This is a genomic window from Alsobacter sp. (assembly GCF_059501845.1).
The window spans coordinates 1866619-1889494 of record NZ_JCACDK010000018.1; the positions used below are offsets into that span (position 1 = coordinate 1866619).

At 66.8% G+C, this 22876-nt stretch carries 24 protein-coding genes; 7 read left to right on the forward strand and 17 right to left on the reverse strand.

Annotation, left to right across the window (positions count from 1 at the left end):
- Positions 1 to 70 precede the first annotated feature (70 nt).
- From AC5JCN_RS23660 to AC5JCN_RS23700, 9 genes are all read right to left on the reverse strand, one after another.
- The gene (locus AC5JCN_RS23660) at positions 71 to 574 is read right to left on the reverse strand and encodes a DUF6790 family protein (protein WP_495757544.1); all 504 of its coding nucleotides are present in this window, start codon (positions 572 to 574) and stop codon (positions 71 to 73) included.
- A gap of 99 nt (positions 575 to 673) precedes the next feature.
- Entirely contained in the window at positions 674 to 1444 is a 771-nt protein-coding gene (locus tag AC5JCN_RS23665) for a creatininase (RefSeq protein ID WP_495757545.1), read from the reverse strand.
- Between the two features lie 11 nt (positions 1445 to 1455).
- Positions 1456 to 2973, reverse strand: coding sequence for an amidohydrolase family protein (locus tag AC5JCN_RS23670; protein ID WP_495757546.1), 1518 nt, complete (start codon positions 2971 to 2973; stop codon positions 1456 to 1458).
- A gap of 44 nt (positions 2974 to 3017) precedes the next feature.
- Positions 3018 to 4103 (reverse strand): ABC transporter ATP-binding protein, encoded by a 1086-nt coding sequence (locus AC5JCN_RS23675; protein WP_495757547.1) that lies wholly within the window; start codon positions 4101 to 4103, stop codon positions 3018 to 3020.
- A 13-nt stretch (positions 4104 to 4116) separates the two neighbouring features.
- Positions 4117 to 4926, reverse strand: coding sequence for an ABC transporter permease (locus AC5JCN_RS23680; RefSeq protein ID WP_495757548.1), 810 nt, complete (start codon positions 4924 to 4926; stop codon positions 4117 to 4119).
- Positions 4923 to 5828 (reverse strand): ABC transporter permease, encoded by a 906-nt coding sequence (locus AC5JCN_RS23685; protein WP_495757549.1) that lies wholly within the window; start codon positions 5826 to 5828, stop codon positions 4923 to 4925. The genes AC5JCN_RS23680 and AC5JCN_RS23685 overlap by 4 nt, the downstream gene beginning before the upstream one ends.
- Positions 5829 to 6029: 201 nt before the next feature.
- A complete protein-coding gene (locus AC5JCN_RS23690) occupies positions 6030 to 7187 on the reverse strand; it encodes an ABC transporter substrate-binding protein (protein ID WP_495757550.1) in 1158 nt (385 codons plus the stop codon).
- Positions 7188 to 7246: 59 nt separating this feature from the next.
- Entirely contained in the window at positions 7247 to 7723 is a 477-nt protein-coding gene (locus AC5JCN_RS23695) for a nucleoside deaminase (RefSeq protein ID WP_495757551.1), read from the reverse strand.
- Positions 7724 to 7766: 43 nt separating this feature from the next.
- Positions 7767 to 9062 (reverse strand): cytosine deaminase, encoded by a 1296-nt coding sequence (locus tag AC5JCN_RS23700; RefSeq protein WP_495757552.1) that lies wholly within the window; start codon positions 9060 to 9062, stop codon positions 7767 to 7769.
- A 658-nt stretch (positions 9063 to 9720) separates the two neighbouring features.
- Between AC5JCN_RS23700 and AC5JCN_RS23705 the strand changes: the two genes are divergently transcribed.
- The gene (locus AC5JCN_RS23705) at positions 9721 to 9990 is read left to right on the forward strand and encodes a hypothetical protein (RefSeq protein ID WP_495757553.1); all 270 of its coding nucleotides are present in this window, start codon (positions 9721 to 9723) and stop codon (positions 9988 to 9990) included.
- A 41-nt stretch (positions 9991 to 10031) separates the two neighbouring features.
- Here AC5JCN_RS23705 and AC5JCN_RS23710 read toward each other — a convergent pair whose 3' ends face one another.
- A complete protein-coding gene (locus AC5JCN_RS23710) occupies positions 10032 to 10235 on the reverse strand; it encodes a hypothetical protein (RefSeq protein ID WP_495757554.1) in 204 nt (67 codons plus the stop codon).
- Between the two features lie 219 nt (positions 10236 to 10454).
- Between AC5JCN_RS23710 and AC5JCN_RS23715 the strand changes: the two genes are divergently transcribed.
- Positions 10455 to 10658, forward strand: coding sequence for a hypothetical protein (locus AC5JCN_RS23715; RefSeq protein WP_495757555.1), 204 nt, complete (start codon positions 10455 to 10457; stop codon positions 10656 to 10658).
- A 49-nt stretch (positions 10659 to 10707) separates the two neighbouring features.
- Here AC5JCN_RS23715 and AC5JCN_RS23720 read toward each other — a convergent pair whose 3' ends face one another.
- The 3 genes from AC5JCN_RS23720 to AC5JCN_RS23730 form a co-directional block, all read right to left on the reverse strand.
- A complete protein-coding gene (locus AC5JCN_RS23720; protein WP_495757556.1) occupies positions 10708 to 11514 on the reverse strand; it encodes an SDR family oxidoreductase in 807 nt (268 codons plus the stop codon).
- Between the two features lies 1 nt (position 11515).
- Positions 11516 to 12415 (reverse strand): myo-inosose-2 dehydratase, encoded by a 900-nt coding sequence (gene iolE, locus AC5JCN_RS23725; RefSeq protein ID WP_495757557.1) that lies wholly within the window; start codon positions 12413 to 12415, stop codon positions 11516 to 11518.
- A 103-nt stretch (positions 12416 to 12518) separates the two neighbouring features.
- A complete protein-coding gene (locus AC5JCN_RS23730) occupies positions 12519 to 13955 on the reverse strand; it encodes an NAD-dependent succinate-semialdehyde dehydrogenase (protein ID WP_495757558.1) in 1437 nt (478 codons plus the stop codon).
- A 208-nt stretch (positions 13956 to 14163) separates the two neighbouring features.
- On the opposite strand from AC5JCN_RS23730, the gene AC5JCN_RS23735 reads away from it, so the two are divergent.
- The 4 genes from AC5JCN_RS23735 (at position 14164) to AC5JCN_RS23750 (ending at position 17635) form a co-directional block, all read left to right on the forward strand.
- Positions 14164 to 15126 carry a MurR/RpiR family transcriptional regulator gene (locus tag AC5JCN_RS23735; protein WP_495757559.1) on the forward strand — a complete coding sequence of 321 codons (963 nt, stop codon included), beginning with the start codon at positions 14164 to 14166 and terminating at the stop codon, positions 15124 to 15126.
- Between the two features lie 201 nt (positions 15127 to 15327).
- A complete protein-coding gene (locus AC5JCN_RS23740; RefSeq protein ID WP_495757560.1) occupies positions 15328 to 15666 on the forward strand; it encodes a cupredoxin domain-containing protein in 339 nt (112 codons plus the stop codon).
- 10 nt (positions 15667 to 15676) lie between these two features.
- Entirely contained in the window at positions 15677 to 16510 is an 834-nt protein-coding gene (locus tag AC5JCN_RS23745; protein WP_495757561.1) for an FTR1 family iron permease, read from the forward strand.
- Positions 16511 to 16567: 57 nt separating this feature from the next.
- Positions 16568 to 17635 (forward strand): cation diffusion facilitator family transporter, encoded by a 1068-nt coding sequence (locus tag AC5JCN_RS23750; RefSeq protein WP_495757562.1) that lies wholly within the window; start codon positions 16568 to 16570, stop codon positions 17633 to 17635.
- A 65-nt stretch (positions 17636 to 17700) separates the two neighbouring features.
- Here the strand turns inward: AC5JCN_RS23750 and AC5JCN_RS23755 are convergent, their stop codons facing one another.
- From AC5JCN_RS23755 to AC5JCN_RS23770, 4 genes are all read right to left on the reverse strand, one after another.
- Positions 17701 to 19320 (reverse strand): methyl-accepting chemotaxis protein, encoded by a 1620-nt coding sequence (locus AC5JCN_RS23755; RefSeq protein ID WP_495757563.1) that lies wholly within the window; start codon positions 19318 to 19320, stop codon positions 17701 to 17703.
- A 222-nt stretch (positions 19321 to 19542) separates the two neighbouring features.
- Positions 19543 to 19842, reverse strand: coding sequence for a DUF6894 family protein (locus AC5JCN_RS23760; RefSeq protein ID WP_495757564.1), 300 nt, complete (start codon positions 19840 to 19842; stop codon positions 19543 to 19545).
- A gap of 92 nt (positions 19843 to 19934) precedes the next feature.
- The gene (locus AC5JCN_RS23765) at positions 19935 to 20213 is read right to left on the reverse strand and encodes a hypothetical protein (protein ID WP_495757565.1); all 279 of its coding nucleotides are present in this window, start codon (positions 20211 to 20213) and stop codon (positions 19935 to 19937) included.
- Positions 20214 to 20585: 372 nt separating this feature from the next.
- Entirely contained in the window at positions 20586 to 21560 is a 975-nt protein-coding gene (locus AC5JCN_RS23770) for a GntR family transcriptional regulator (RefSeq protein ID WP_495757566.1), read from the reverse strand.
- A gap of 180 nt (positions 21561 to 21740) precedes the next feature.
- Between AC5JCN_RS23770 and AC5JCN_RS23775 the strand changes: the two genes are divergently transcribed.
- Positions 21741 to 22871: a sugar ABC transporter substrate-binding protein gene (locus AC5JCN_RS23775; protein WP_495757567.1), complete on the forward strand. Its 1131-nt coding sequence runs from the start codon at positions 21741 to 21743 to the stop codon at positions 22869 to 22871.
- The last annotated feature ends 5 nt before the right edge of the window (positions 22872 to 22876 follow it).

A 22876-nucleotide genomic window follows, 5' to 3' on the forward strand; every position in this document is an offset into this window, starting at 1 on the left:
AGGTGACGCGCTGCAGATCTCATCGTCGCGACCGGGCGCGCGGATCCCCTCGGCACTTCCTGACAGTGGATCAGGCGGACAAGGCAGCAGGTAAAACGCGCCGCCGGACCTTGAACCAGAGCGCGATGGCGAGCACCGGGACGGCGATATCCGTGATGAACGGCACGCCGGCATTCCCCGGCGCGAAGTTGCCGGTGGCCATCATCTGGTGGACATGACCGACGGCGTCGCCGAGGAAGAACACGGATGCGGCCAGGATAGCGGCCGCCTTGAATTCCATGCCGCGCCAGAACGCGACGATCGCCGTCACCCCGATGGCGAGGTCGGCCATGCCGACCTCGAACTGGAACGGACTGGGCTGCCAGCCGATATACGCGGCGGCCATCTCTCCGAACGCGACATGGTAGAAGGCCGACCAGAGTCCCGTGAAGCCGAAGGCGAGCAGCAGGGTCCAGTCCAGCAGCCGCGCGGGAAAATCGTGGACGCCCGGGACGGCAGCCGCCAGCACGAAGGCGAGCACCAGCATGATGGCGGGCAGGTTGGTGAGCACGAAGGTGATGGTGGCGGCGATCATGGGCAATCGGTCCACGGCGCCGAAGCGACGCCCGGGCCAGTGGACGCCACCGCAGGTTGAGGCAGCGTCAACAAGCGCGGGCGTGGCCTTGTCCTCGCCTCAGGCGAAAGCGCGTTTGAGCGCCGTCGCGATGTCCGGCACCACCTGCTTCAGCACGAGTTCGCCCTTCTCGGCGGTGGCGCTTGCCGCCGAGGAGAGGACGCCGTCCGGGGGGATCGGCCCGGTGTCGAAGGGGTAGGTATCGTAGGGCGGGAAGTCGGCCGGCGGGTGGTCGGGAATCCTGTCGGCGCGCACGAGATCCGGCCGCAGGTGGAGCATGACGGACGTCTCCATTACCGCCGCGTGCTCCAGTTCCCAGCTGGGCTTGCCGGTGGGGAACAGCGCCTTCTCGGTTTCGGGCGAGATCAGCTCCCAATAGCCGAGCTTGACGATCTTGAGGTCCTTTACGCCGAGCATCGCCTGGTCGCGCAGGGCGAGGTCGGCGGCTTCCACGAGGAACCACTGGTTCTCCATGTGGCCGTCGAACAGCACGACCTTGCGCACGCCATGCCGAGCCAGCTCGTTCACGACGTTGCGCACGAGCCCCACGAACACCGAGGCGTCGAGGCTGAGCGTCCCGGGAAAGTGGTTGCCGCCGCCCGACTTCGGCTGCGACTTGAAGCCGTAGGTGATCGGCGGCGCAACGAGTGCGCCGATGTGCTCGGCCACGCGCTCTGCCACCGCGACCGGCAGGACGACATCTGTGGAGAGCGGCAGGTGCGGCCCGTGCTGCTCGGTCGACCCCGTGGGCAGGAGCACGATGGGGTTTGTCTTCACCCGGTCGGCGAACTCGTACCAGGTCATGTCGGCGATGCGGAATGGCGCGGTCATCATGCGCCTCCTCAACCCGGCCACATGTCGCTGAGACCGACCAGCCGGTGAACGCCGATGTCGGTGGCGTTACAGCGGCGGTGGACCTCGTCGAAATAGGGCCGGAAGGCATGGTTCCTGGCCTCGACGCTGGCATGGTACTCGTTGAACGCGGGCATGAGCGTGCGGAGCTCGGCGAGCAGCTCCTTCTCGTCTACCCGCGTGAGCTTGCCGTCCTGCACCACGATCTCGCCGTTGACGAACACCTTCTCGATCGATGAGCCGTTCTCGCTGTAGACGATGTGGTTGAGCACGTCCTGGCGCGGCGTGAAGTTCACCGTTTCCATGTCGAGGACGAGCAGGTCGGCCCTCTTCCCGGCCTCCAGCGAGCCCGTCTCGTGGTCGATCAGCGCGCTCTTCGCGCCTGCAAGCGTGCAGGCGTGGAGCACTTCCTCCGAGGTCAGCCAGCGGCCGTAGTCGGGCGTCGTCACCTTGTGGATGAGCCCGCAGGCTTTCATCACGTCGAACATGCGCGGCGTGTCGTTGGTGCTGATGCCGTCCGACCCCAGCGCGACGTTGACGCCGGCCTCCAGCAGCTCGCGGACGGGAGCGACGCCGGCGCCGAGCTTCTGGTTCGAGATGGTGTTGTGGATGATCGAGACGCCCGCCTCGCCCATCAACGCGATGTCGTCGGGCGTCACCCAGATCGAGTGAGCGATGGCGATGCCGGGATGCATCAGGCCGAGATCGGCCATGTAGCGCATCAGGCTCTTGCCATAGAGCGCCGGCCCCGTGCAGCCCTGCACCTTCGTCTCGACGATATGGGTGTGGAACGGGACTTTCCACGCGCGGGCCAGTTCGTCGGCCGCCTGCATCAGCTCGGGCGTGCAGCGCTGCGGCGCCGAGGGCGCGACCATGAACCGGATCCGCCCCGACCGTCCGTGGAAGGCGGAATGCGCCTCCTTCGCGAAGGCCACATAGTCCTGCCACGTGGGAGGGGTCAGCTTGCCCACCTCCGCCTGCAGGTCGGCCGGTACGTAGTCCCGGGAGAAGGGGATCGTGTCGAGGAAGTTGCGGTCCATGACGTGGCCCGACACCGTCGCGCGGATGCCGATGTCGTCATAGGCCTGCACGGCAGCGCCGAGCTGCGCCAGCGATTGGCGCGGCGCCTCGAAGATGTCGTCGGTCAGGCAGGTGACGCCGGTCTTCAGTGCCTCGATAGCGACGAGCATGCTGCGCAGGTAGATCAGCCGGTCGCTGATCGCCTTCGCCCCGAGGATCGGGTAGGCGTAGAGCATCCAGATCTCGAGCGGCATGTTGTCGTAGCGGCTCTTGAAGAGCGCCTCGCCCGAGTGCAGGTGGGCGTTGACGAGGCCGGGCATCACCAGCTTGCCGGAGCCGTCGATCAATGTCGCGCCTGCGGGGGCCGTGAGCCCTGTCCCGATCGCCGAGATCTTGTCGCCCTCGATCAGGACGTCGCCGGTGAAGGGCGCCGACCCGTGCGGGCCGCCCATCGCCACGATCGTGGCGCCACGGATGAAATAGGCCATGTCACTCCCTCCCAGTCTCGTTGGCCGGCGACGCCGGCAGTCATTCAGGACGGCACGAAGAAGCCTTCGTCCGCCGACCACCGGGCGACGACGGGCTGCCCGACCTCGAGCGGCGTGGCCTCCATGTCGTGCAGGGATCTCTGCAGGCTGAGCTCCGCCCCGCCCTCCGTCTCGAGAAACACCGTCACGGACGAGCCCACGAACTCCACCGTCGTGATGCGCGCGGAAACTTCGTTTCCGCCCTGTCCGGCCTCGCCGGCGAGCCGGATCCGGTCGGCGGGCACGACGAGCGTCACGGCATCTCCGGCAGCGGGGGCATGGTCTGCCGGAGCGGGAGCCGTCACCGTCCCCACCGGGCCGGCGATGGTCACCTTGCCGTTCGCCACCTGCTGCACGGTTCCGGCCAGGATGTTGTTGCCGCCGACGAACTCGGCGACGAACCGGTTGGCGGCACGCCGGTAGATCTCCTGCGGGGAGCCGATCTGCTGGATGCGGCCCTCGTTCATGATCACCACGCGGTTGGCCATCGCGAAGGCCTCGGAGTGGCTGTGCGTGACGCAGATGAAGGTGATGCCGAGCTGCCGGTGCAGCCGTACGAGCTCCGCCTGCATGCGGACGCGCAGATGCGGGTCCAGCGCGCTCAGCGGCTCGTCCAGCAGAAGCATCTCCGGCTCCAGCACGAGAGCGCGGGCGAGCGCCACGCGCTGCCGCTGGCCGCCCGAGAGCTGGTCGACGCCACGATCGGCGAACTGCGCGATGCCGAGCCTCTCCATCCACTCGTCGGATTTCTGTTTCCGGACAATCGCCGCAACGCCGCGCTGCTTCAGCCCGAACTCGACGTTCTTGCGGACGCTGAGAAACGGGAACAGGGCGTAGCTCTGCCACACCAGCGGCGCGTCCCGCTTCCAGGGCGCCTCGTCGTTCAGGCGCCGGCCCCATAGCCGGATCTCCCCGGACGTAGGCTGGTCGAGCCCGGCCAGCATGCGCAGTGTCGTGGTCTTGCCGCAGCCGGATGGCCCCATGAGCGCGATGAACTCGCCCTTGGAGATGGAGAAGGTCACGTCGGCCACGGCGACGTGCTCGCCATAACTCTTGGCCACGCGGTCAATCTCGATCATGGGTGCGGCCATGGCGGTTCCCGGTTCAGGCCTGCCTGCGCACGACGCGACCGACGAAGCGGCTGCCGACGAGGAGCTGGGAGAGGACGATGAGGGTGATGCTCACCCCGAAGACGATGGCGCCGATGGCGTTGATGCGCGGACTCACCTGGCCCTGCAGCATGGCCAGCACGCGCACCGGCAACGTCTCGTTCAGGCCCGAGACGAACCAGGCGATCATGAACTCGTCGAACGACACCGCCGCCGTCAAGAAGACGGAGGCGAGGATGGACGGTGCGCAGAAGGGCACGATGACGCCGAACAGCGCCCGCCACGGTGTCGCCCCCAGGTTCCACGCGGCGCGCTCGAGATCGGGGTCGAGGTCGGCGAGGCGCATCCGCACCAGCGCCATGGCGAAGGGCGCAGCCAGCACGACATGGGCGACGACGATGCCGGTGAGGGTGCCGGAGAGGCCCACCCGGCCCTCGAAGGTCAGCATGGCGACGCCCAGGATGACCACCGGCACGGTGGGCGGCAGCGAGACCAGCGCCAGGTAGGCGGACTTGCCGATGAACTGGAAACGGTAGTCGACATAGGCCGCCGCGAAGCCCAGCACGGTGGCGATCGCCGAGGTGAACACCGCCACGATCAGGCTGTTCACGAGGCCGCGCTGGATCGTCGCGTCGGCGAAGATGGCCTCGTACCACACCAGGCTGAACCCGCCCCAGGGCAGGCTGGGGAAGCGGTCGGCATTGAAGGAGAACACGATCGTCGAGACGATGGGCGCGAAGATGAAGGCGAAGACCAGCGCCGTCCACGCGACGAGTGCCGTCTTGCGGAGCACGTCGCCACTCATCGCCTTGCTCCGGCGCGGCGATAGGCAAGGCCGAGCATGACGAGGATCACCGCCATCAGCGTGACGATCATGATGACGGCGACGACGGAGGCACGTGGCCAGTTGTTGCCGGACTTCACCTGGTCCGCGATGAGGATCGACAGTGTTGGAGGCTTCGATCCGCCAAGGTAAAGCGGCGCCACATAGTCGCCGAAGGCAAGCACGAAGGCGAAGGTTCCGGCGACGATGAGCCCGATCCGGGCGCTCGGAACGATGACGGTGAAGATCGTCCGCAGGCGCCCGCATCCCAGATTGTGCGCGGCCTCGATGATGATGCGCGGCACGTTGGAAAGCGCGAAGGTCTGCAGCAGAACCACCAGCGGTAGCACCAGCACGAGGTACCCGACGATCGTGCCTGTCGGTGTGTTCAGCACCTTGATCGGGCCGAGCCCGATGGGCTCCAGCAGCGTGTTGATGATGCCTTGCGGGCTGAAGAAAATCTGCGTGGAGTAGATGCGGACGGGGTAGCTCGTGAAGAACGGCACGACCAGCAGCAGGATCAGCGTACGCCGTGTCGCGGCGCCGAGCTTGTAGGCCAGCGTGTAGGCCACGGGGAAAGCGATGATGCTCGCAATGGCGGCGGTGAGCGCCGCCATCCAGAACGTATAGACGTAGGCGTTGCGGAAGAAGCCGGCGTTCAGGATGAAGATCCAGTTGGCCAGCGTGGAGTCGGGAGCGAGCTTGAAGCTCTTCACCGACCAGAACGTCATCACCACCAGGAAGCCCAGCGGCACGACGAAGAAGGCGAGCTGCCACAAGAGCGGCGGCGCCACGAACGCCGTGAAGAACTGGATGCGCGCGCGCTGCACGCCCGAGGGACGGGCAGGCGCGGCTTCCTGCGATTGCTGCACGACGACGGTCATGGAGTCCTTCGTCAGGGACGGAAGGGGAAGCGGCCCGTGGGCCGCCCCGCTTTGGCTTTGGTCGAAATCCCCGCGGGTCATTGCGAGGAGCCAGGCGACGAAGCAACCCGGTCGCGGGTTGCGGTCAGGCGAACAGGCCTGGGTTGCTTGGCTTCGCTCGCAATGACGACTACCGGCCTGCTTCGGCCAGCGGGAGCCTCGTTACATCGACTTGAATTCCGACCAGGTGTCGTTCCAGGCCTCGATGCTTTGCTTCACCGGCGTCTTGCGGATGAAGATCTTGCCATCCTTGTACTCGTCCATGACGTTGCGCTCGGTGAAAGTGTGGCGCAGCGTCTTGGCGTCGGCGGGGAACTCCTTGTTGAGCTGGTCCCAAGCCTTCTTGTTCGGGATCGACGCCCAGTAGGCCGGCATGCGGGCGGACCGGACCTGGCCTTCCACCGACGACATGTACTGGATGAACGCCTTGGCGAGGTCCTTCTTCGGCGAAGACGAGACGATGGACATCGACTCCGTCCACTGAACGCCGCCCTCGTCCGGCACCGTCGCGGTGACGGGAACGCCGTTCTTCTGCAGCAGCAGCACCACCCAGTCGCCCACGCCGGGGATGGCCGCGGCCGTGCCGTTGGTCAGCATCGAGAACTGGTCGGCCATCGAGTAGAAGCCGCTCGCCTGCGGCTTGAGCGAGAACAGCGTCTCCTTCAGCTTGGCGAACTTCTCGTCGGAGATGTCGAAGGGCGGCTTGTTGCCGTTGTACAGGCTGAGGCAACCCATCGTCGGCAGGTACCAGTCGAAGAAGCCGACCTTGCCCTTGATCTTGGGGTCCCACAGCACCTTGTAGGACTTCACGTCCGCCTCGGTCAGCACGTCCGTGCGATAGGCAATGCCGAGATAGCCGAAGCGGATCAGGACCGAGTAGAGCTTTCCGTCGGGCCAGTGGGGCTCGAATTTCTGGAACTCCGGCCAGTAGTCGCCCATGGCATAGTCGGCCGGGTTCATCTCGTCGATGAAGCCGCCCTGCTTCAGCATGGTGATGTACTCGGCGTCGGCGAGCACGACGTCGAAGGAGCCGGGAGGCGACTGGTTCATCAGGGCCAGCATCGGCTCGCCACCGACATACTCCTTGGCGACGACCTTGACGCCGTACTTGTCCTCGAAGGGCTTCACGACGGCGGGATCGCCATGGCCGGGCCAGGACAGCAGGTTCAGCACCTTGTCCTGCGGATAGGCCGTGGTCGGCAGCGCGGTGCTGGCCGCGGCGGCGCCGACGAGGCCGCCGGTCGCCTGCAGGAAGCGGCGGCGATTGATCGGGTGCAGCAGCGCGCGGAAGTCGGTGATCGGCTCGTCCTGTTCGCTCATGTCGTCATCCCCTCTCAGATTGACGGGTTTCGGTCTTGCTTCCGCGGTCTTGCGCCGCTTCACTGGAAGGTGCTGAAAGCCGGCGATGCGGCCCATTCGTCGAGCACGGCGCGGGCCTCGGCGGGCAAGACCCGCGAGGCCGGCAGGGACCGGCTCTCGACCTCGCTGCGGACCATGGCGCGCAGGGGCTCAAGGTTAAAACCGAGCTCCTCGCAGTCCTTCAGCGTGTTGGCGTAGTACATCTTCGAAATCTTCGCCCAGAACATCGCGGAGACGCACATCTCACAAGGTTCGCAGGTGGTGTAGAGCTCGCAGCCGCTGAGGTCCCACGTCTTCATGTTGCGTCCGGCGTCACGGATCGCCTCGACCTCGCCGTGAGATGTCGGGTCGTGATTGTTGACGACGTTGTTCACGCCTTCGCCGACGATGGCCCCGTCCTTGACGATGACGCACGCGAACGGTGCCGATCCGTCTGCGCGCATCTTCGCCCGGCTGAGCTCGATCGCACGGCGCATGAAGTCCTCGGGCGTGCTCATCGACGTCCTCTCTGCGTTGTAAAGTGGGGAAAATCGGCCCGCGTCAGGCCCTTCGGCCCGACCGCACCGCGAAGCTGTCCAGCGCCTCCGGGCGTCCCTCGAGGGTGAGCCGGGTGGCCACGCGAGGCGTTTCGGCGATGACTTTGCCGCGCCTGATGACGGCGAGGCGGGCCGGCCGCAGACGGATCGCCTCGAAGGGGTCCGCTGCCTGCAGCACGACGAGGTCGGCGTTCTTGCCCACCTCCAGCCCGTAGCCTTCGAGCCCCATCACCCTGGCCGGCAACTCGGTGATCAGCTTGAAGCAGTCGCGCATGGCGTCATGGCTGCTCATGTGCGAGGCGTGGACGGTCATGAAGGCAACGTCGAGCATGTCGGCGCGCCCCAGCGGGTACCAGGGGTCGAGCACGCTGTCGTGGCCCGTGGCGCAGATGCAGCCCGCCTCCATCAGCTCGGGAAGGCGGGTCAGTCCGCGGCGCTTCGGATAGGTGTCGAAACGGCCCTGCAGGAACATGTTGGCCAGCGGGTTGGCGATGACCGTCACTCCCGCCGCTGCCATCATCACGATCAACCGGGCCGCGTAGAAATTGTCCATGGAGTGCATGGACGTCAGGTGCGAGCCGGCAGCCCGCCCCTGCAGCCCGAGCCGCTTGGTCTCGAAGGCCAGCTGCTCGACATGGCGGGAGATGGGGTCGTCGTTCTCGTCGCAGTGCAGGTCGGCCATCAGCCCGCGCTCGGCGGCGATGGTGAGGAGCGTGGTGACCGACTGGCGCCCGAGCTCCATCGTCGGCTCGAGATGCGGAATGCCGCCGACCACGTCGACGCCCATGTCGAGCGCGCGCTTCAAATTGCCGGGTGTCTCGGGGGCGCCGAAGTAGCCCATCTGGGGAAAGGCGACGAGCTGCAGGTCGAGATAGGGCGCGACCTGCTTCTTGACGTCGAGCAGCACCTCGACCCCGGTCAGCTTGGGGTCGGTGACGTCGACATGGGTGCGAATGGCCAGCAGGCCTTGCGACACGGCGAGGTCGCAATACTCCAGCGCACGTTTGCGGAAGTCCTCGGCCGGAATGCGCGAGCGGATCGTGTTCCAGATCCTGATGCCCTCGGCCAGCGTGCCGGACTCGTTGTGGTGCCCGTCGAAACCCAGCGCCAGCGTCGCATCGAGGTGGAAATGCGCGTCGACGAATGGCGAGGTCACGAGGTGCCCCGTCGCATCGACCTCACGCTGTGCCGTGGCGTCGAGCTTCGGCGAAATCTCGGCGATACGGCCGTCCTTGACGCCGATATCGATGCCCGTGCGGCCGTCGGCCAGTGTGGCTCCGCGCACGATGAGGTCCAGCATCCAACCCTCCCAAGTTGCGATCACTCCTCAAGCATTTGGCATGCCAGAACCCGTGGCCGTGCCCGCAGGGGGGCTTACGGCCTGAGTCCATTTTTTGGAGTGGACTACAAACTGATCAGATGCCTAGGATTTCAGCAGTGTCAGCGTGTGGCGGTCACCGGTCAAGGCTTCGCTTGGGCCTGCGGCGGAATAGGAGCCATCGGCGCCGGTGCCGGCGCCGGGCTCAGTATCCGCCCCTGCCGCCGCCGCCCGTTCCTCCACCTCCCATGCCTCCACCTCCCATGCCTCCTGTCGAACCGGATGCAGGTCCCGCGGATGGCGGAGAGCTGGCACCGCTCATTGTCGGGGGCGAGGACGTGTTGCAGCCAGCAAGGGCAAGCACCATCACGATGGCGAATGCGCGCAGCATGGCGACCTCCTTCGAGGACTGCCGGGAAAGCCGGCTGAAGAGCCGAGGGTGAACCTCCGGCTGGGGCTTGGCGAGGCGCAGCCGCGCACAAGGACGTGACCGGCGAACTGGCAGGAGCCGCAAAGCTGGCCGCAGCCCCGGTCCCGGGTGTGAGCCTGCTTACAGCCGCGAATCCCGGCCTCGGCCAGTCTGGACCTTCGCCCGCCGGCCCCGCCATGGAGGCGGTGCGCCGGGCGACAGGAGAGCGACATGACTGAAGGATACAACATGCCGGGAGTGGTCCACGCTCCCGAACCCACTGGCGAGCATCACGGCGCACCCGGCATATGGGCCGGGGAACCGCATGACCCGATGCCGCACTTTCCCGGGCCCGATATGCCTGGTCTGCCGGTCGACCGCGGTGCGATCGTCGAATGGATGCACGACATGATCGAGGCCCGCCTGCCGGAGGGGTTCCCGCTTCCCTGGGACCATGGCGGCCCCTGCCACGACCCTGGCCCGGTGGTGGTGCCGGTGTGAGCCAGAGGGCCCTGCCGGCCAGCCGGCGGGGCCCGCCTGCCTCAGTCGCGCGTCGCCAGAATGCGCGTGCCCATCCAGCAGAGCGCGGCCTTGCCGAGGCCGACCGCGATGGTGAGTTCTTCGGCCGGGTAGTGAGGGCGTTGCGTCACTCCCAGCGCAGTGAGGGTGAGTGTGCCGACGCAGGCGACGAGCGCGAACAGGAACGCCCCGTTGAGCGCGGCGGCGACGAGCATCAGTGCCATCATGCGGTGTCCCTCCTGCACGGCCTTTGTCGAAAGCGTTCTGGGCCTCAAAATGGCCAAAGCGTGCAGCAAATCGGAAAGCAGGCACTCTGGTTCCATTCTTGCGCTCGCGGTTCGCCGGAGCATCCCGCCCTTGGATTGTCACCGGCAAGGAGCGCTCCTCTGATTGACTCCGCCGCCCCGACCTGTTCACATTATGTTCTCAATGTGAGTCCTGCCGTGATGCCGCAATCGAGCCTGCCCCCGTCCGAACTCTGGCCGACCGAGCAGGACATCGACGAGTTAGTGGAGGAGTTCGGCGGCGATCCGCGCGCGGCGATCAGGGCGCTTTTGCAGGACCTCGCCACGCTCGCCGACGACCGCGAGGCCAGCGTGTCCCGCGGCTATGTGCGCGGGAAGCGCTTCGGCATCCACGGCCGGCAGTGAGTGCTTGGTTCGCTCCCGGCGCGATCGTCTCAGGAACAGCCGAGCGGCCTCAGAGAGGGTTCTCCGGATGCGGCGCGCCGTCATAGGCGCCCCAGACGGATTGGTCGTACTGCACGACCGACCCCGTCATCAGCCCCGACTCCTCGCTCGCCAGGAACGCCACGGCGCGCGCCACTTCCTGGGGGTCGATGAGCCGCCCCCAGGGCTGCTTGGGGGCCGCCTTGTCCAGCCAGTCGTCGGGCGAGCCGTCGAGCTTCTGGATGCGCATCTCGCCGTCGCTCGCCATCCAGCCGATGTTGAGCTGGTTGACGCGAATGCGGTTGCGCAGGAGCGCATAGGCCGTGTTCTCGGTCAAAGTGGCCAGCGCGCCCTTCGATGCGCAATAGGCGGCGAGGAAGGGCTGGCCTGCCTTGGCCGACATCGAGCCGATGTTGACGATCGTGCCCTCCACCTTGTCGCGCCGCATCAGCTTGATGGCGTCCTGCATCAGGAAGAACGGTCCACGGACATTGACGTCGAACATCGCGTCGAAGAGTTCGGGCGTGGTGTTGAGGATGTTGCCGCGGTCGGTGATCGCGGCGGCGTTGACGAGCACGTCGAGCCGGCCGAACGCGCTGTCGGCGGCGGCGATGACGCGGCGGCAATCTTCCACCTTTCCCTGGTCGGCCTGCACGAAAACCGTGCGAACGCCGGTCTCCGCCTCGATCGAGCGGGCCACGGCCTCGCCCTTTTCCGTCGACCGTCCGCAGGTGATCAGGCCCTTGGCGCCGCGCTCCGCGAAGAGCCGGGCGATGGCCGCGCCGAGCCCTTGCGTGCTTCCCGTGACGACTGCGACCTTGTTGTCGAACTGCCCCATCTCACCCCTCCACCGTGTATCCGGCCGCCGCCATCACGCGCAGCAGCTCCTTGTGCCCGATCTTCGCCATGTCGAGGGGAGGAGCCTTCTTGGGATCCTGCTCGGCCTCCACGACGAACCAGCCCTCGTATCCGTGAGCGGCGAGGCGCTTCACGATCGCCTCGAAGTCGAGGCTGCCGTCGCCGGGCACCGTGAAGGCGCCTTTCACCACGGCGTCGAGGAAGCTCTCCCTGGACCGGTCGAGAGCGTCGATGACGGGTCGCCGGATGTCCTTCGTGTGGACGTGGCTGATGCGGGCATGGTGCTTGTCGATCACACGCAGCACGTCCCCGCCGGCGAAGGCCATGTGCCCTGCGTCGTGGAGCAACGGCAGCGCCTCGCCGGAGTGCTTCATGAGGAGGTCGACCTCCTCCTCGGTCTCGATCGCGGCGGCCATGTGGTGGTGGTAGGAGATCGGCATGCCCTGGCCGGCGCACCATTCGGCGAAGGCCGTCATCTTGCGGCCATAGGCCTTGATCTCGTCCTCTGTGAGCTTCGGCTTGGTCGCCAGCGGCCTGGAGCGGTCACCCTGGATGGAGCGCGCGGTCTCGCCATAGACGATGCAGGGGGCTCCGGCTGCCTTGAAGAACGCCATCTGTGCGGCGATGCGGTCCTTTTCGCGCTCGATATCCCCGTCGAGCAGGAGGCCGGAGAACCACCCGCCGCAGACGGAGATGCCATACTTCGCGAGGATCGGACCCAGCTCGGCCATGTCCATCGGGAAACGCCGGCCGGTTTCCATGCCGGTGAAGCCGGCTGTACTCGCCTGGCGCAGGCATTCTTCCAGCGAGACGTCGTCGGAGAGTTCCGCGAGGTCGTCGTTCCACCATGCGATGGGGGCAATGCCCAGCCTGGCCTTCATCCTTGCGTCTCCATCCCTTGTCGCGCCGGCTCGCCTGCAGGCCGCGGCCGTTCCGCGCGGTTGCTAGGATTGCCCGCGCGCCCTGTCAACGAGCGGCGCCGCTTCAGACGGCAGCCTGCGTCAGCTTCACGTTGAGGTAGTCGAGGATGCCCTCGGCGCCGCCCTCACGGCCCATGCCGCTCTGCTTGATCCCGCCGAACGGAGCTTCGGCGGAGGCGAGCGCGAAGCTGTTGATCCCGACCATTCCGGCCTCGATCCGCGCCGAGGCCTCGCGGGCCCTCGCCATGTCCCGCGTGAACACATAGGCGGCCAGCCCGTGCTCGCTGGAGTTGGCGCGCTCGTAGACCTCCTCGGTGTCGCGGAAGGGCGTAATGGCCGCGACGGGGCCGAAGTTCTCCTCGGCAAGGGCCATGGCGTCGTCGGGCAAGCCGGTGATCACCGTGGGTGAGAAGAAATGCCCCTTGTTCTCACCGGCCGGGCGGGCGCCCCCGTGCACGACCGTGCCGCCCCGCCTGCGCGCATCCTCGACCACGCGCTCGATGGCATCGACGCGACGCTGGTTGATGAGCGGGCCCATCTGCGTCGTCTCGTCGAGCCCGTTCCCGAGCTTCAGTGCGGCAGCACGGCGCACGAAGCCGGCGACGAAGTCGTCGTGCAGGCTTTCGTGGACGTAGAACCGGTCCGGGGAGACGCAGACCTGGCCGGAATTGGCGAACTTGGTGGGAACGGTGAGATCGAGGGTCGCGTCGAGATTGGCGTCGGGGAAGACGATCACCGGCGCGTTCCCGCCGAGCTCCATGCTCACCCGTTTCATGGTGGCGGCCGCGTCGCGCACCATCTGCTGGCCGACCGTGGTTGATCCCGTGAGTGAGACCTTGCGCACCTCGCGAGAGGCCATCAGCGGCCCGTAGGTCGTCGAGGTCGGCCCGACGACGAGGTTCACGACCCCCTTGGGCACGCCGGCCTGCCGGATGCATTCGACCATCAGCATGGCCGTTCCCGGCGTCTCGATGGAGGGCCGCGCAACGACGGTGCATCCCGCGGCGAGAGCGGGGGCGATCTTCCGGGCGACGAGGAAGGCCGGGAAATTCCAGGCCGTGAAAGAGGCGACGACGCCCACGGGCCCGTGCGTCACCTCGATGCGGCCCCCTGGGGCCCGGCTCTCGAGGATACGGCCGTAGATGCGGCGGGCCTCCTCCGCATACCAGCGGAACTGGTCCACCGACAGGCCCCACTCGCGCCGCGACTGGGCGAGCGGCTTGCCCGTCTCCAGCGTCACCACGCGCACGGCCTCTTCGGTCCTGTCCTGCATGGCGTCGGCGACGGCATGCAGGATGTCGGCGCGCGTCCAGGCCGGTGTGGTCCGCCATGATTGGAGCGCGGTCGACGCGGCGGCGATGGCCGCCTCGGTGTCTGCGGCACCGGCCGACGGCACGACGCCCAACGTCTGCATCGTCGCGGGATCGATGACCTCGACCGTGTCCCCGCTGTCGGCCGTACGCCATGCGCCGTCGATGAAAAGACCGTAGCTCGCGTACATGCCGCCCTCGCCCGTCCAGCCGACGGAGACCGGCCGTCAGGACCCGCGGGCCGCTCCCGGGAAGGTGCGGCACACCGGACCAGCGCCGTTTCCTCCCCGCGCCTCTTGCAACAGAATTTGTTGCGCGAGATCGTCCTGCAACGCAAATTGCTTGTCAAGGCGATGCCGGCTCTGCCGGCAAGTGAGCGGCGGACGGGGAGGACACGCGATGGTGGGCGACGACCGGGGAGCCGGGGACACGACACCGCGCAACTACGAAGGCATCGTCAATCGCATCACCGCGGAATTTCCGACGCTTCCGGCATCGTTCCAGCAGGTCGCACGCTTCTTCACCCAGAACCCCAACGTGGTCGCGCTGGAGTCCATCAACGCCATCGCCGCGAAGTGCGGCGTGCACCCGTCGAGCCTTGTCCGCTTCGCCCAGAACTTCGGCTATTCCGGCTTCAAGGAGTTGCAGGCCATCTTCCAGACGAGGCTTGCCACGGCCGCGCCAGGGTTTCGCGAACGCATCCGTGCGCTGGAGACGGAACTGTCCCGCAACGAGGAGCGGGGCAATCTGGGCTACCTCCAGGCGCTCGTGCTCAGGGATACGGCTGCTCTCCAGACCCTGCTGGGGAGCATCAGGGAAGAGGATCTCGCCGAAGCCGCCAGGCTCCTGACGGAGTCGCAGACGATCTATGTCGCCGGCCAGCTCCGCTCCGAGCCGATTGCCATGCTTCTGCGCTACCTCCTCACCATGCTGAGGAGAAAGGTGATCCTGCTCGACCCCGCCGGCGGACTCGCGCAGGAGATGGCGACCACCATCACCCGCGCCGACGTGCTCGTCGGCATTTCCTTCCGCCACTACGCCAAGGAGGTCGTGACGATCGTGGAAGGGGCCGCCGCGTCCGGCGCACCCGTCATCGCCATCACCGACAGCCAGCTCTCGCCCTTGGCGAAGGACGCAACAGTGCTCTTCACCGTGCCGGAGGAGGAGTACAGCTTCTCCCGCTCCCTCGCTGCCCCGATGTGCCTCGTCCAGTGCCTCGCCGTGGCCGCGGCAGCACGCCTCCAGCCCAGCGACGCGGACGCGCCCCGCATCCCCACCGTGACCGAGATCGCCCTCTCGCGCTCGGACGGCGCCTCGGGGCCGGGCCGGAGGTCCGCACGCCAGCGCGCGGGCCGGACGTGACCGGCTAGCCTTGACGGCCGCGTTCCAGCACCCGCGTACGGGCCCACAAAGATCACGGCTCAGTGATTGTACGGACCTGAAGGCGCTCTACTTTTGAACGTCTCCAGACTGCAGTTTTGAAACGCTATAATGTTTGTCCGTTTGCTTGACCCGGAGGTTCCGGCATGGAAGACCTTGCCTGCAAAGACAAGGGATCAGTCCATGCACCGGCCGTTCGTCCTCGCCGCCGCCTGCCTTGCCGCCGCTCTGCTGGCGGCTCCGGCGTCGGCCGAAGACACCCCCGACGCCGAGATCACGCTGAGCGGCGACGTGTTCAACCCGCACGAGGTCCGTGTGCCTGCCGGCCGCAACCTCGTGCTGAAGTTCATCAATGGCGAGACGGCACCGGCCGAGATCGAGGGCAAGGAGCTCAAGATCGAGAAGGTCGTGCCCGCGGGCGGCACCATCGTCGCGCGCGTCAAGGCGCTGAAGCCCGGCCGTTACCTGTTCGTCAACGAGTACCGCGAAGACGTGGCCAAGGGCTACGTGGTCGCCGAGTGAGGCCGGTTCGATGCTCGCAGCTGCCATCATCGTCTTCCGCGAACTGCTCGAGGCCGGGCTGATCGTCGGCATCGTCATGGCCGTCACCCGCGGCGTGCCAGGGCGTGCCGGGTGGGTAGCGGCGGGCGTTGCCGCGGGCGTCGCGGGGAGCTGCCTGATCGCGCTCTTCACCGGCGCCCTGTCGGAGGCTTTCAGCGGATCGGGCCAGGAGCTGTTCGATGCCGCGATCCTCGGCACGGCCGTGCTGATGCTGGCCTGGCACAACATCTGGATGGCCAAGCACGGCCGCGAGATGGCGACCGAGCTGAAGGACGCCGGACGCGAAGTCGCGGCCGGGACGCGCTCTCTGCTGGCGTTGGCGGTGGTGGTCGGTATCGCCGTGCTGCGCGAGGGCGGGGAGGTCGTGCTCTTCCTCTACGGCGTGCTCGTCTCCAATGCGGGGTCTTCCGCGGCGTCGATCATGACCGGCGGCCTGATCGGGCTGGGGCTGGGCGCTGCCGTTTCCGTGGCGACCTATCTCGGCCTCGTCCGAATCCCGGCCAAGGCCCTGTTCGGTGTCACCAGCATGCTCATCACCTTGCTGGCGGCCGGCATGGCGGCGCAGTGCGTGTCGATGCTGGAGCAGGCCGGTGTGGTCGAGTGGCTCGGCTCGCCGCTGTGGGACACGTCGGCGATCCTCTCGGAGAAGAGCCTTGTCGGGCGCGTCTTGCACACGCTCGTCGGCTACAGCGACCAGCCGAGCGAGTTGCAGTTCCTGGCCTATGCCGCCGTCGCGCTCGGCATCATCGGGCTGACCCGAATGATGGCTCCCCAGCCTCGCAGGGCCGCTACCGCCTCCGCCTGAGGTCGACCGGCGCGACGTGCCGTGCTTTAAGCCGCACGGCGACGCGGCGGAAGACCAATGACGCACGACCACAATCACGACCACGGTGAGGAACCCGGCCACGGGCCCCGTCATGATGACCCACGGCAACCCAGTGACGGCGCAGCCGGTTCACCTCGCGCAGCTGACGGACACCGTCATGGCAGCCATGGAAGTCATGGTGGGCATGGCAGTCATGGAGGACATGGCGGCCACGGCCATGTGCACGCGCCCGCATCGTTCGGGCGTGCCTTCGCCATCGGCATCGGCCTCAACACGGCCTTCGTGGCGATCGAGGCCGGTTACGGCCTTGCCTCGAACTCGATGGCGCTGCTGGCAGACGCCGGCCACAATCTCTCGGACGTTCTGGGCCTGGTGGCGGCCTGGGCCGCTGCTGTGCTCGCCCAGCGCCCGCCATCGCAGCGCTACACCTATGGGTTGCGGTCCTCGACCATCCTCGCCGCGCTGTTCAACGCCGTCTTCCTCCTGATCGCCGTCGGCGCGATCGCCTGGGAAGCTTTCCAGCGTCTGTTTCATCCACAACCCGTCGCGGAAACGACGGTCATGGTGGTCGCCGCCATCGGCATCCTGATCAATGGCGCCACGGCGTGGCTCTTCGCCTCCGGCCGCGAGCACGACCTCAACATTCGCGGGGCGTACCTCCACATGGCCGCCGACGCAGCCGTATCACTGGGCGTCGTCGTTGCGGGGCTGGTCATTCTGGGAACGGGCTGGCTGTGGCTCGATCCGGCGGTCAGCCTCGCCATCGTGGCCGTGATCGTGTGGAGCACCTGGGGACTGCTGCGCGACAGCGTGGCACTCGCCATGAACGCCGTGCCGCCGGGTATAGAGCCGGAGCAGGTCCTCGCCACCCTCGAAAAGCAGGATGGCGTAGCCTCCGTGCACGACCTGCACATATGGCCCGTCAGTACGACGGACGTGATCCTGACTGCCCATCTCGTCATGCCGGGAGGGCATCCTGGCGACGCGTTCCTGCTGCGGACCTGCGAGGAGCTGCGCCGCGTCTTCGGCATCCAGCACGCGACGCTGCAGGTGGAAACCGACCCGGCGACGCCGTGTCCGCTGAAGCCTGCTGACGTGCTCTGACTCCGACTAATGCCTCATGCGAAGCTGTGCGGGCGCCACCGGAGTGGCGCCCGCCTCGGCGGGTGTCAGAAGCTTTCCCAGCTTCCGCCCGCCACTTTCCGTGGCCGCGGCGCCGTTTCGCGGCCCGTCTCGCGCCTGGAGAAGGCGGCGGCGGCCTGTTCCCTGAGCCTCGCGGCCGTGGCGGCTTCCGAAAGCCTGAACTGGGCGACGACCTCGTTGAGGCGAGCGACCTGGTCGGTCAGTGCGGTGGCCGAGCCTGCGCTCTCTTCGGCGAGAGCGGCGTTCTGCTGGGTCATCTGATCCATGTCGGCGACGGACTCGCTCATGCTCTCGATGCCGTTGGCCTGTTCGCCCGAGGCAGTCGAGATCTCGGTGACGGTCTGCGCGACCCGGCGCGACGCATCGACGATCTTGTCGAGCGCCTCGCCGGCTGAGCGCACGAGTTTCACGCCGCCCTCGACCTCGGAGACCGAGGCGTCGATGAGAGCGGTGATCTCCTTTGCCGCCTCCGAGGACCGCTGCGCCAGCGTGCGCACCTCAGACGCGACGACCGCGAAGCCCTTGCCGGCATCGCCAGCCCGGGCCGCCTCGACGGCGGCATTAAGCGCCAGCAGGTTGGTCTGGAAGGCTATCTCGTCGATCACGTCCGTGATGTCCGAAATCTTCTGGCTGGCCGTCTCGATCCGCGCCATCGCCTCGACGGCCCGGCCGACGATAGAGCCGCCTTCCTGGGCGACGCCCGTCGCCTCGTTGGCGAGGGCGACCGCGTTGCGGGACGACTGGGCGGAGGCCTTCACGGATGCGGCGAGTTGCTCGGTGGTCGCCGCGGTCTCCTCCAGAGAGGCCGCCTGCTGCTCCGTGCGCATCGACAGGTCGCGCGCGCCGGACTGGATGGCCTCGGCCGACGACGCGACCTCGGAGGAGATGCCGCGCGCCGTCTGCATGACCTCGCCGAGGGCAACGACCGCCCTGTTGAAATCCTGGCGCATGGGCTCGAAGGCCGGGGGCACCTCGTCGGTGAGCTGCACGGTGAGGTCGCGGTCGGCGAGGGCAGAGAAGGCACGGCCGAAGGTAGCGACGACTGCCGTCTGCGCGTTCTCCACGGCCTTGGCCGAGGCCTCCGCCTGGGCCGCCTCGGCATCGAGACGCGCCTTCTCGGAAAGCTCGAAATAAACGTTCAGCGAAAGTTCGACATCGAGGAGCATGGCCTGCACGAAGGCGATGATCTGCTCGGCCGCGTTTGTTTTCGGCTTGCGCGAAAAGAAGCCTGCGCCCTTCTCGGCATCCGCCGTGATGGCGCGGATCACATGCGCGCTCAGGAACGCATAGGCGCCGATATACCATTTCGGCTCTAGGCCGATCCTGGCGTGAACGGCGCCGATGCGCTGCACAGATGCTGCGTAGTCCGTCGAGAACTGTCCGCTACAGATCCGCTGCCAGTGTGCCAGCTGCGCCGTCTTCGCCCGGGACTTGACATCTCCGGTGTTGAACTTCGAACGCGTTTCGGTGAAGCGGTCGATGTGCTCGTAGAAGGTGTCAAGTGCGCCGGGCATCTGCTCGGCGACAGTCTTGCCCAGCTTCACGAGCTGCTGGCGGGTTTCCGGCGTGATGCCGACGAAGGCGAGGCGGTCTTCCATCCGGAAGGAGCCAGCCTCAGCGCTGCTGCTTTCGCGTGTGCTGTTCATAGGGCTCTCTGGCAGGCGGGGACGTCTCTGCCGTGCATCAGTGCAGGGCCGCAACTGGCTAGCGGTCCGCATTGAAGTAAGAGTAAATACCTACATGAAAAGCCCGAGCTGAAGCTTAACTGCGTCACTTTGTCTCAGATTGTGCAGGCATGCGGAAGAGTTCGAGCCGGAATGTGTGAGGTGGATCACAGATCTGACCGCAGTCTTGCGGCACTCTCGCAGTCAGTTCCTCCCCTCCGACTGGCCGGCCCCTCGGGCCGGCCTTTTCTTTTCCGGATCCGCGACCGAAGGGTCGAGAGCAACGGCCGACAGCCGGAGCGCGAACACGAAGGCGCGGGTTTCATCGCGCGTCACGACCAGCCAGTTGCGCCAGTCCTCCTTCGCAGCTTCGGCGGCCGTCCGGAGGAGTTCGCAGCGGCGCAACGCCTCGCGCATGGCGGCCCCGACGTCGGTCGCCTCGACCCCGACGTCGTCGCGGCCAGTCTCCTCGCCACGAACCACGTCGAAAAAGTAGTTCGGCATGCGCGTGTCCCCACACCCCGGACCAGAGGGTGGCCTTGCCGGCGGCGGGCGTCTTTGACCGAAGTCATCGTCCGCGCTCGCGCTAACGCTGGTCAGCCCCGGCGAAGCGGCCGGCGACGGACGTACTCGACCACGGTTTCCCGAGCTGTTGGGCTTCCCATGCGCGGCGCGATGGAGATGGTCGGACGCTGACGGGTGACGAGCGGCTTAACCTCCTCGACGGGAACGCCCATGAAACCCGCGGCGATGGCTGCGATCTCGGCCGGATCGGTTGCGAGGTCGCGCGCGGCCGCAATGGCCTCGTCAATGACGGGCTGCTCCTGCCGGACCTTCACGGGTCCCTTGTGCCAGTTCTGCTTGGCCCGAACCATCGGGAAACTCCGCCAATTGCTCTTTCGATTCAGCGCTATTGTGCACTGCAATATGAAAGTGGCAAGGCAATTCGAAGTTTCAAGAGATGCAGCTACGGTCTGGCTGGGTTGCCTCGTTCTAGACCGGGCTGGACGGACGCCCCGTATTCGCCAGCACGGGAACGGCAATCTCGACGGCGAACCACAGGACCTGTGTCGCCCACATCGCAAAAATGACGTTCAGCACCGCCAAGGCGAGCCCTCTTCTCCCCGGCTGACTTAAGCACGTCTGCATGCAATGCGACAGTACGTTAACAAACTCCTGAACAGGTCTGTTGCATTGGACCGGGCTGTCACCAGGTGGGGTGGGACCGCCTGGTGACGCCCAGGCATTCAGGCGCGGTGCGGGGCGACATAGATCCTGACAGGACGCCCGCCGATCCTGCGCTGCGTTCGCTCCCATCCCTTGGCCTGCAGAATGCGGCCCACGCGCTGGCCGAAGGCACTCTGGCTGTCGCCGGGTGGCAGGCCGAGATGCTCCAGCACCTGCGCGACGCTGACACTGTCGCGCTCCCGGAGGAGGGCCTCGATCCTGTCGTCCCACGCGTCGCCCGCGGCAGCCTGGCCGGTGCGGGCCGCTGCGGCGGGAAACTGCGCCAAGGTGCCGGACGGAACAGAACCTGCCCCCTCGGGCTGCAGCAGGGAATCGAGCACGCGGCCGGCCGCCTCGATGTCTTCGATCAGGCCAGTGCGCACCATGTCGGGATCCCGAGCCGTCAGCCCGGCCAGCATCTGAGCGTGCTTCTCCTTTGCCTGATGAAAGTTGCCGGAAGAATAGAGGAAATGAAAATAGGGGCTAACCTGGAGCCAGAGGTTTTCTATGATCGCAAACAGTGCTTCGGATCCAGAAGCCCGGTAGATCAGAAAGTGGATGGCTCTGTTCAGCCGCAGGTATTCGTCGCGCGCGCCTTCGTCAGCCGCCTTCTCGGCCCGGCGTAGAAGGCCCTCGAGTACAACGAGGTCTGCCGGGCTGATCCGTGCCGTGGCCCATTCCGCGGCAAGGGCCTCGACTTCCAGACGCACCCGGCGGAGGTCGATCATCCGCTCACGGCTGAGCGGAGGAATACCGATTGATCGCCCGGAGATGACCTGCAGCACCCGTGCCGCGGTGAGGCGCTGCAGGGCCTCGCGCACCGGCATTGCGCTGACCCCGAAGGCGTCCGCCAGGGCCTGGATGGTGACGGACTGTCCGGGCGCGATGCCGCCGTCGAGGATGAGTTCGCACAGCTCGCGGTAGACGTGGTCCTGCAGAGTGCCGCGAGGTGCACGCGAGACCTTGAGGACGGAAGCGGGTGCGGTATCGGACATCGGCCGCTCGTACCACGGTACAGGGCGCGTGCAAGGCCGTGCCCTGGCGGAGAATGCCTCACGCCACCCGCTTGCACAACGGCCGATCATTGATCTATGATCAAATAACCTAGTGACGGCCCAGACAATGGGCCGCATCTCGGGTCGACCGGTCCCGCAGCGGGGCGAGGGGAGGAAACGATGAAGCGCATGATTTCGGGACTTGCCGCGGGTGTCGGTGCCGCGGCCCTCGCCTGGGGGTGCCTGACCGGTGCCGCCGTGGCCGCCGATAAAAAGTTCAAGGTTTTCCTGTCGATGAGCTACATCGGCAATGACTGGCAGGCCGAGGCCGCGAACATGGTCAAGGCCATGGCCGCCCACAAGAACTTCGCCGACAAGGTCGACCTGCAGGTGCAGGTGGCCGGCCCCAACGCCCAGCGCCAGATCCAGCAGATCAACGCCATGGTGCAGCAGGGCGCCCAGGCCATCGTCGTCTACCCGATCTCTCCCACCGCACTGAACCAGGCCGTCAAGAACGCCTGCGACAAGGGCGTGATGATCATCGCCTATGACGCCGAGATCACGGAGCCCTGCGCCTACAACGTCTCCATCGACCAGGAAGAGGCCGGCCGCGTCACGGCCGAGTGGCTCGCCAAGAAGCTGAACGGCAAGGGCAACATCGTCGCGGTCACCGGCGTCCCCGGCACATCGGTCGATACGCTGCGCACGAAGGCCGCCAAGGAGGTCTTCGCAAAGTATCCGGACATCAAGATCGTCGCCGAGGCGGTCGGCATGTGGAGCCAGGCGGTCGCGCGGACCGAGATGTCCAAGATCCTCGCCACCCGCAACTGGGACCAGATCGACGGGCTGTGGATGCAGGTCGGCTGCTACACCGCCAACACGATGCAGGTCGAGGCGGGCAAGAAGCCGGCTGACCTGAAGCCCTGCGCGGGCGAAGGCTCGAATGGCGGCCGCATCCAGACGCTGCCGATCGGCGCCGAGGTCGAGGGCGCCAACGGCACCTACACTCCCATGGGCGCGCCGCGCATCTCCTACGCCTCGCCTCCCTATGCAGGCGGATACGCGCTGAAGCTCGCGGTCCAGAAGCTCGAGGGCAAGGACGTGGCGAAGCGCATCACCCTGCCGTTGCCGCTCGTGACGAACGACACGATCAAGTACTGCAAGGAAGGCACCTGGGAGGAGATGAAGAACGGCTGCAACGCCTTCCCGCCGTCCCTCGTGCCCAACCCGGGCTGGTTCGCGTCGATCTACTCGCCCGAGACCCCCGAGATCGGCCTGCAGGCTGCCCTCGTCGGCCAGCCCGAGCCTTGATCGGC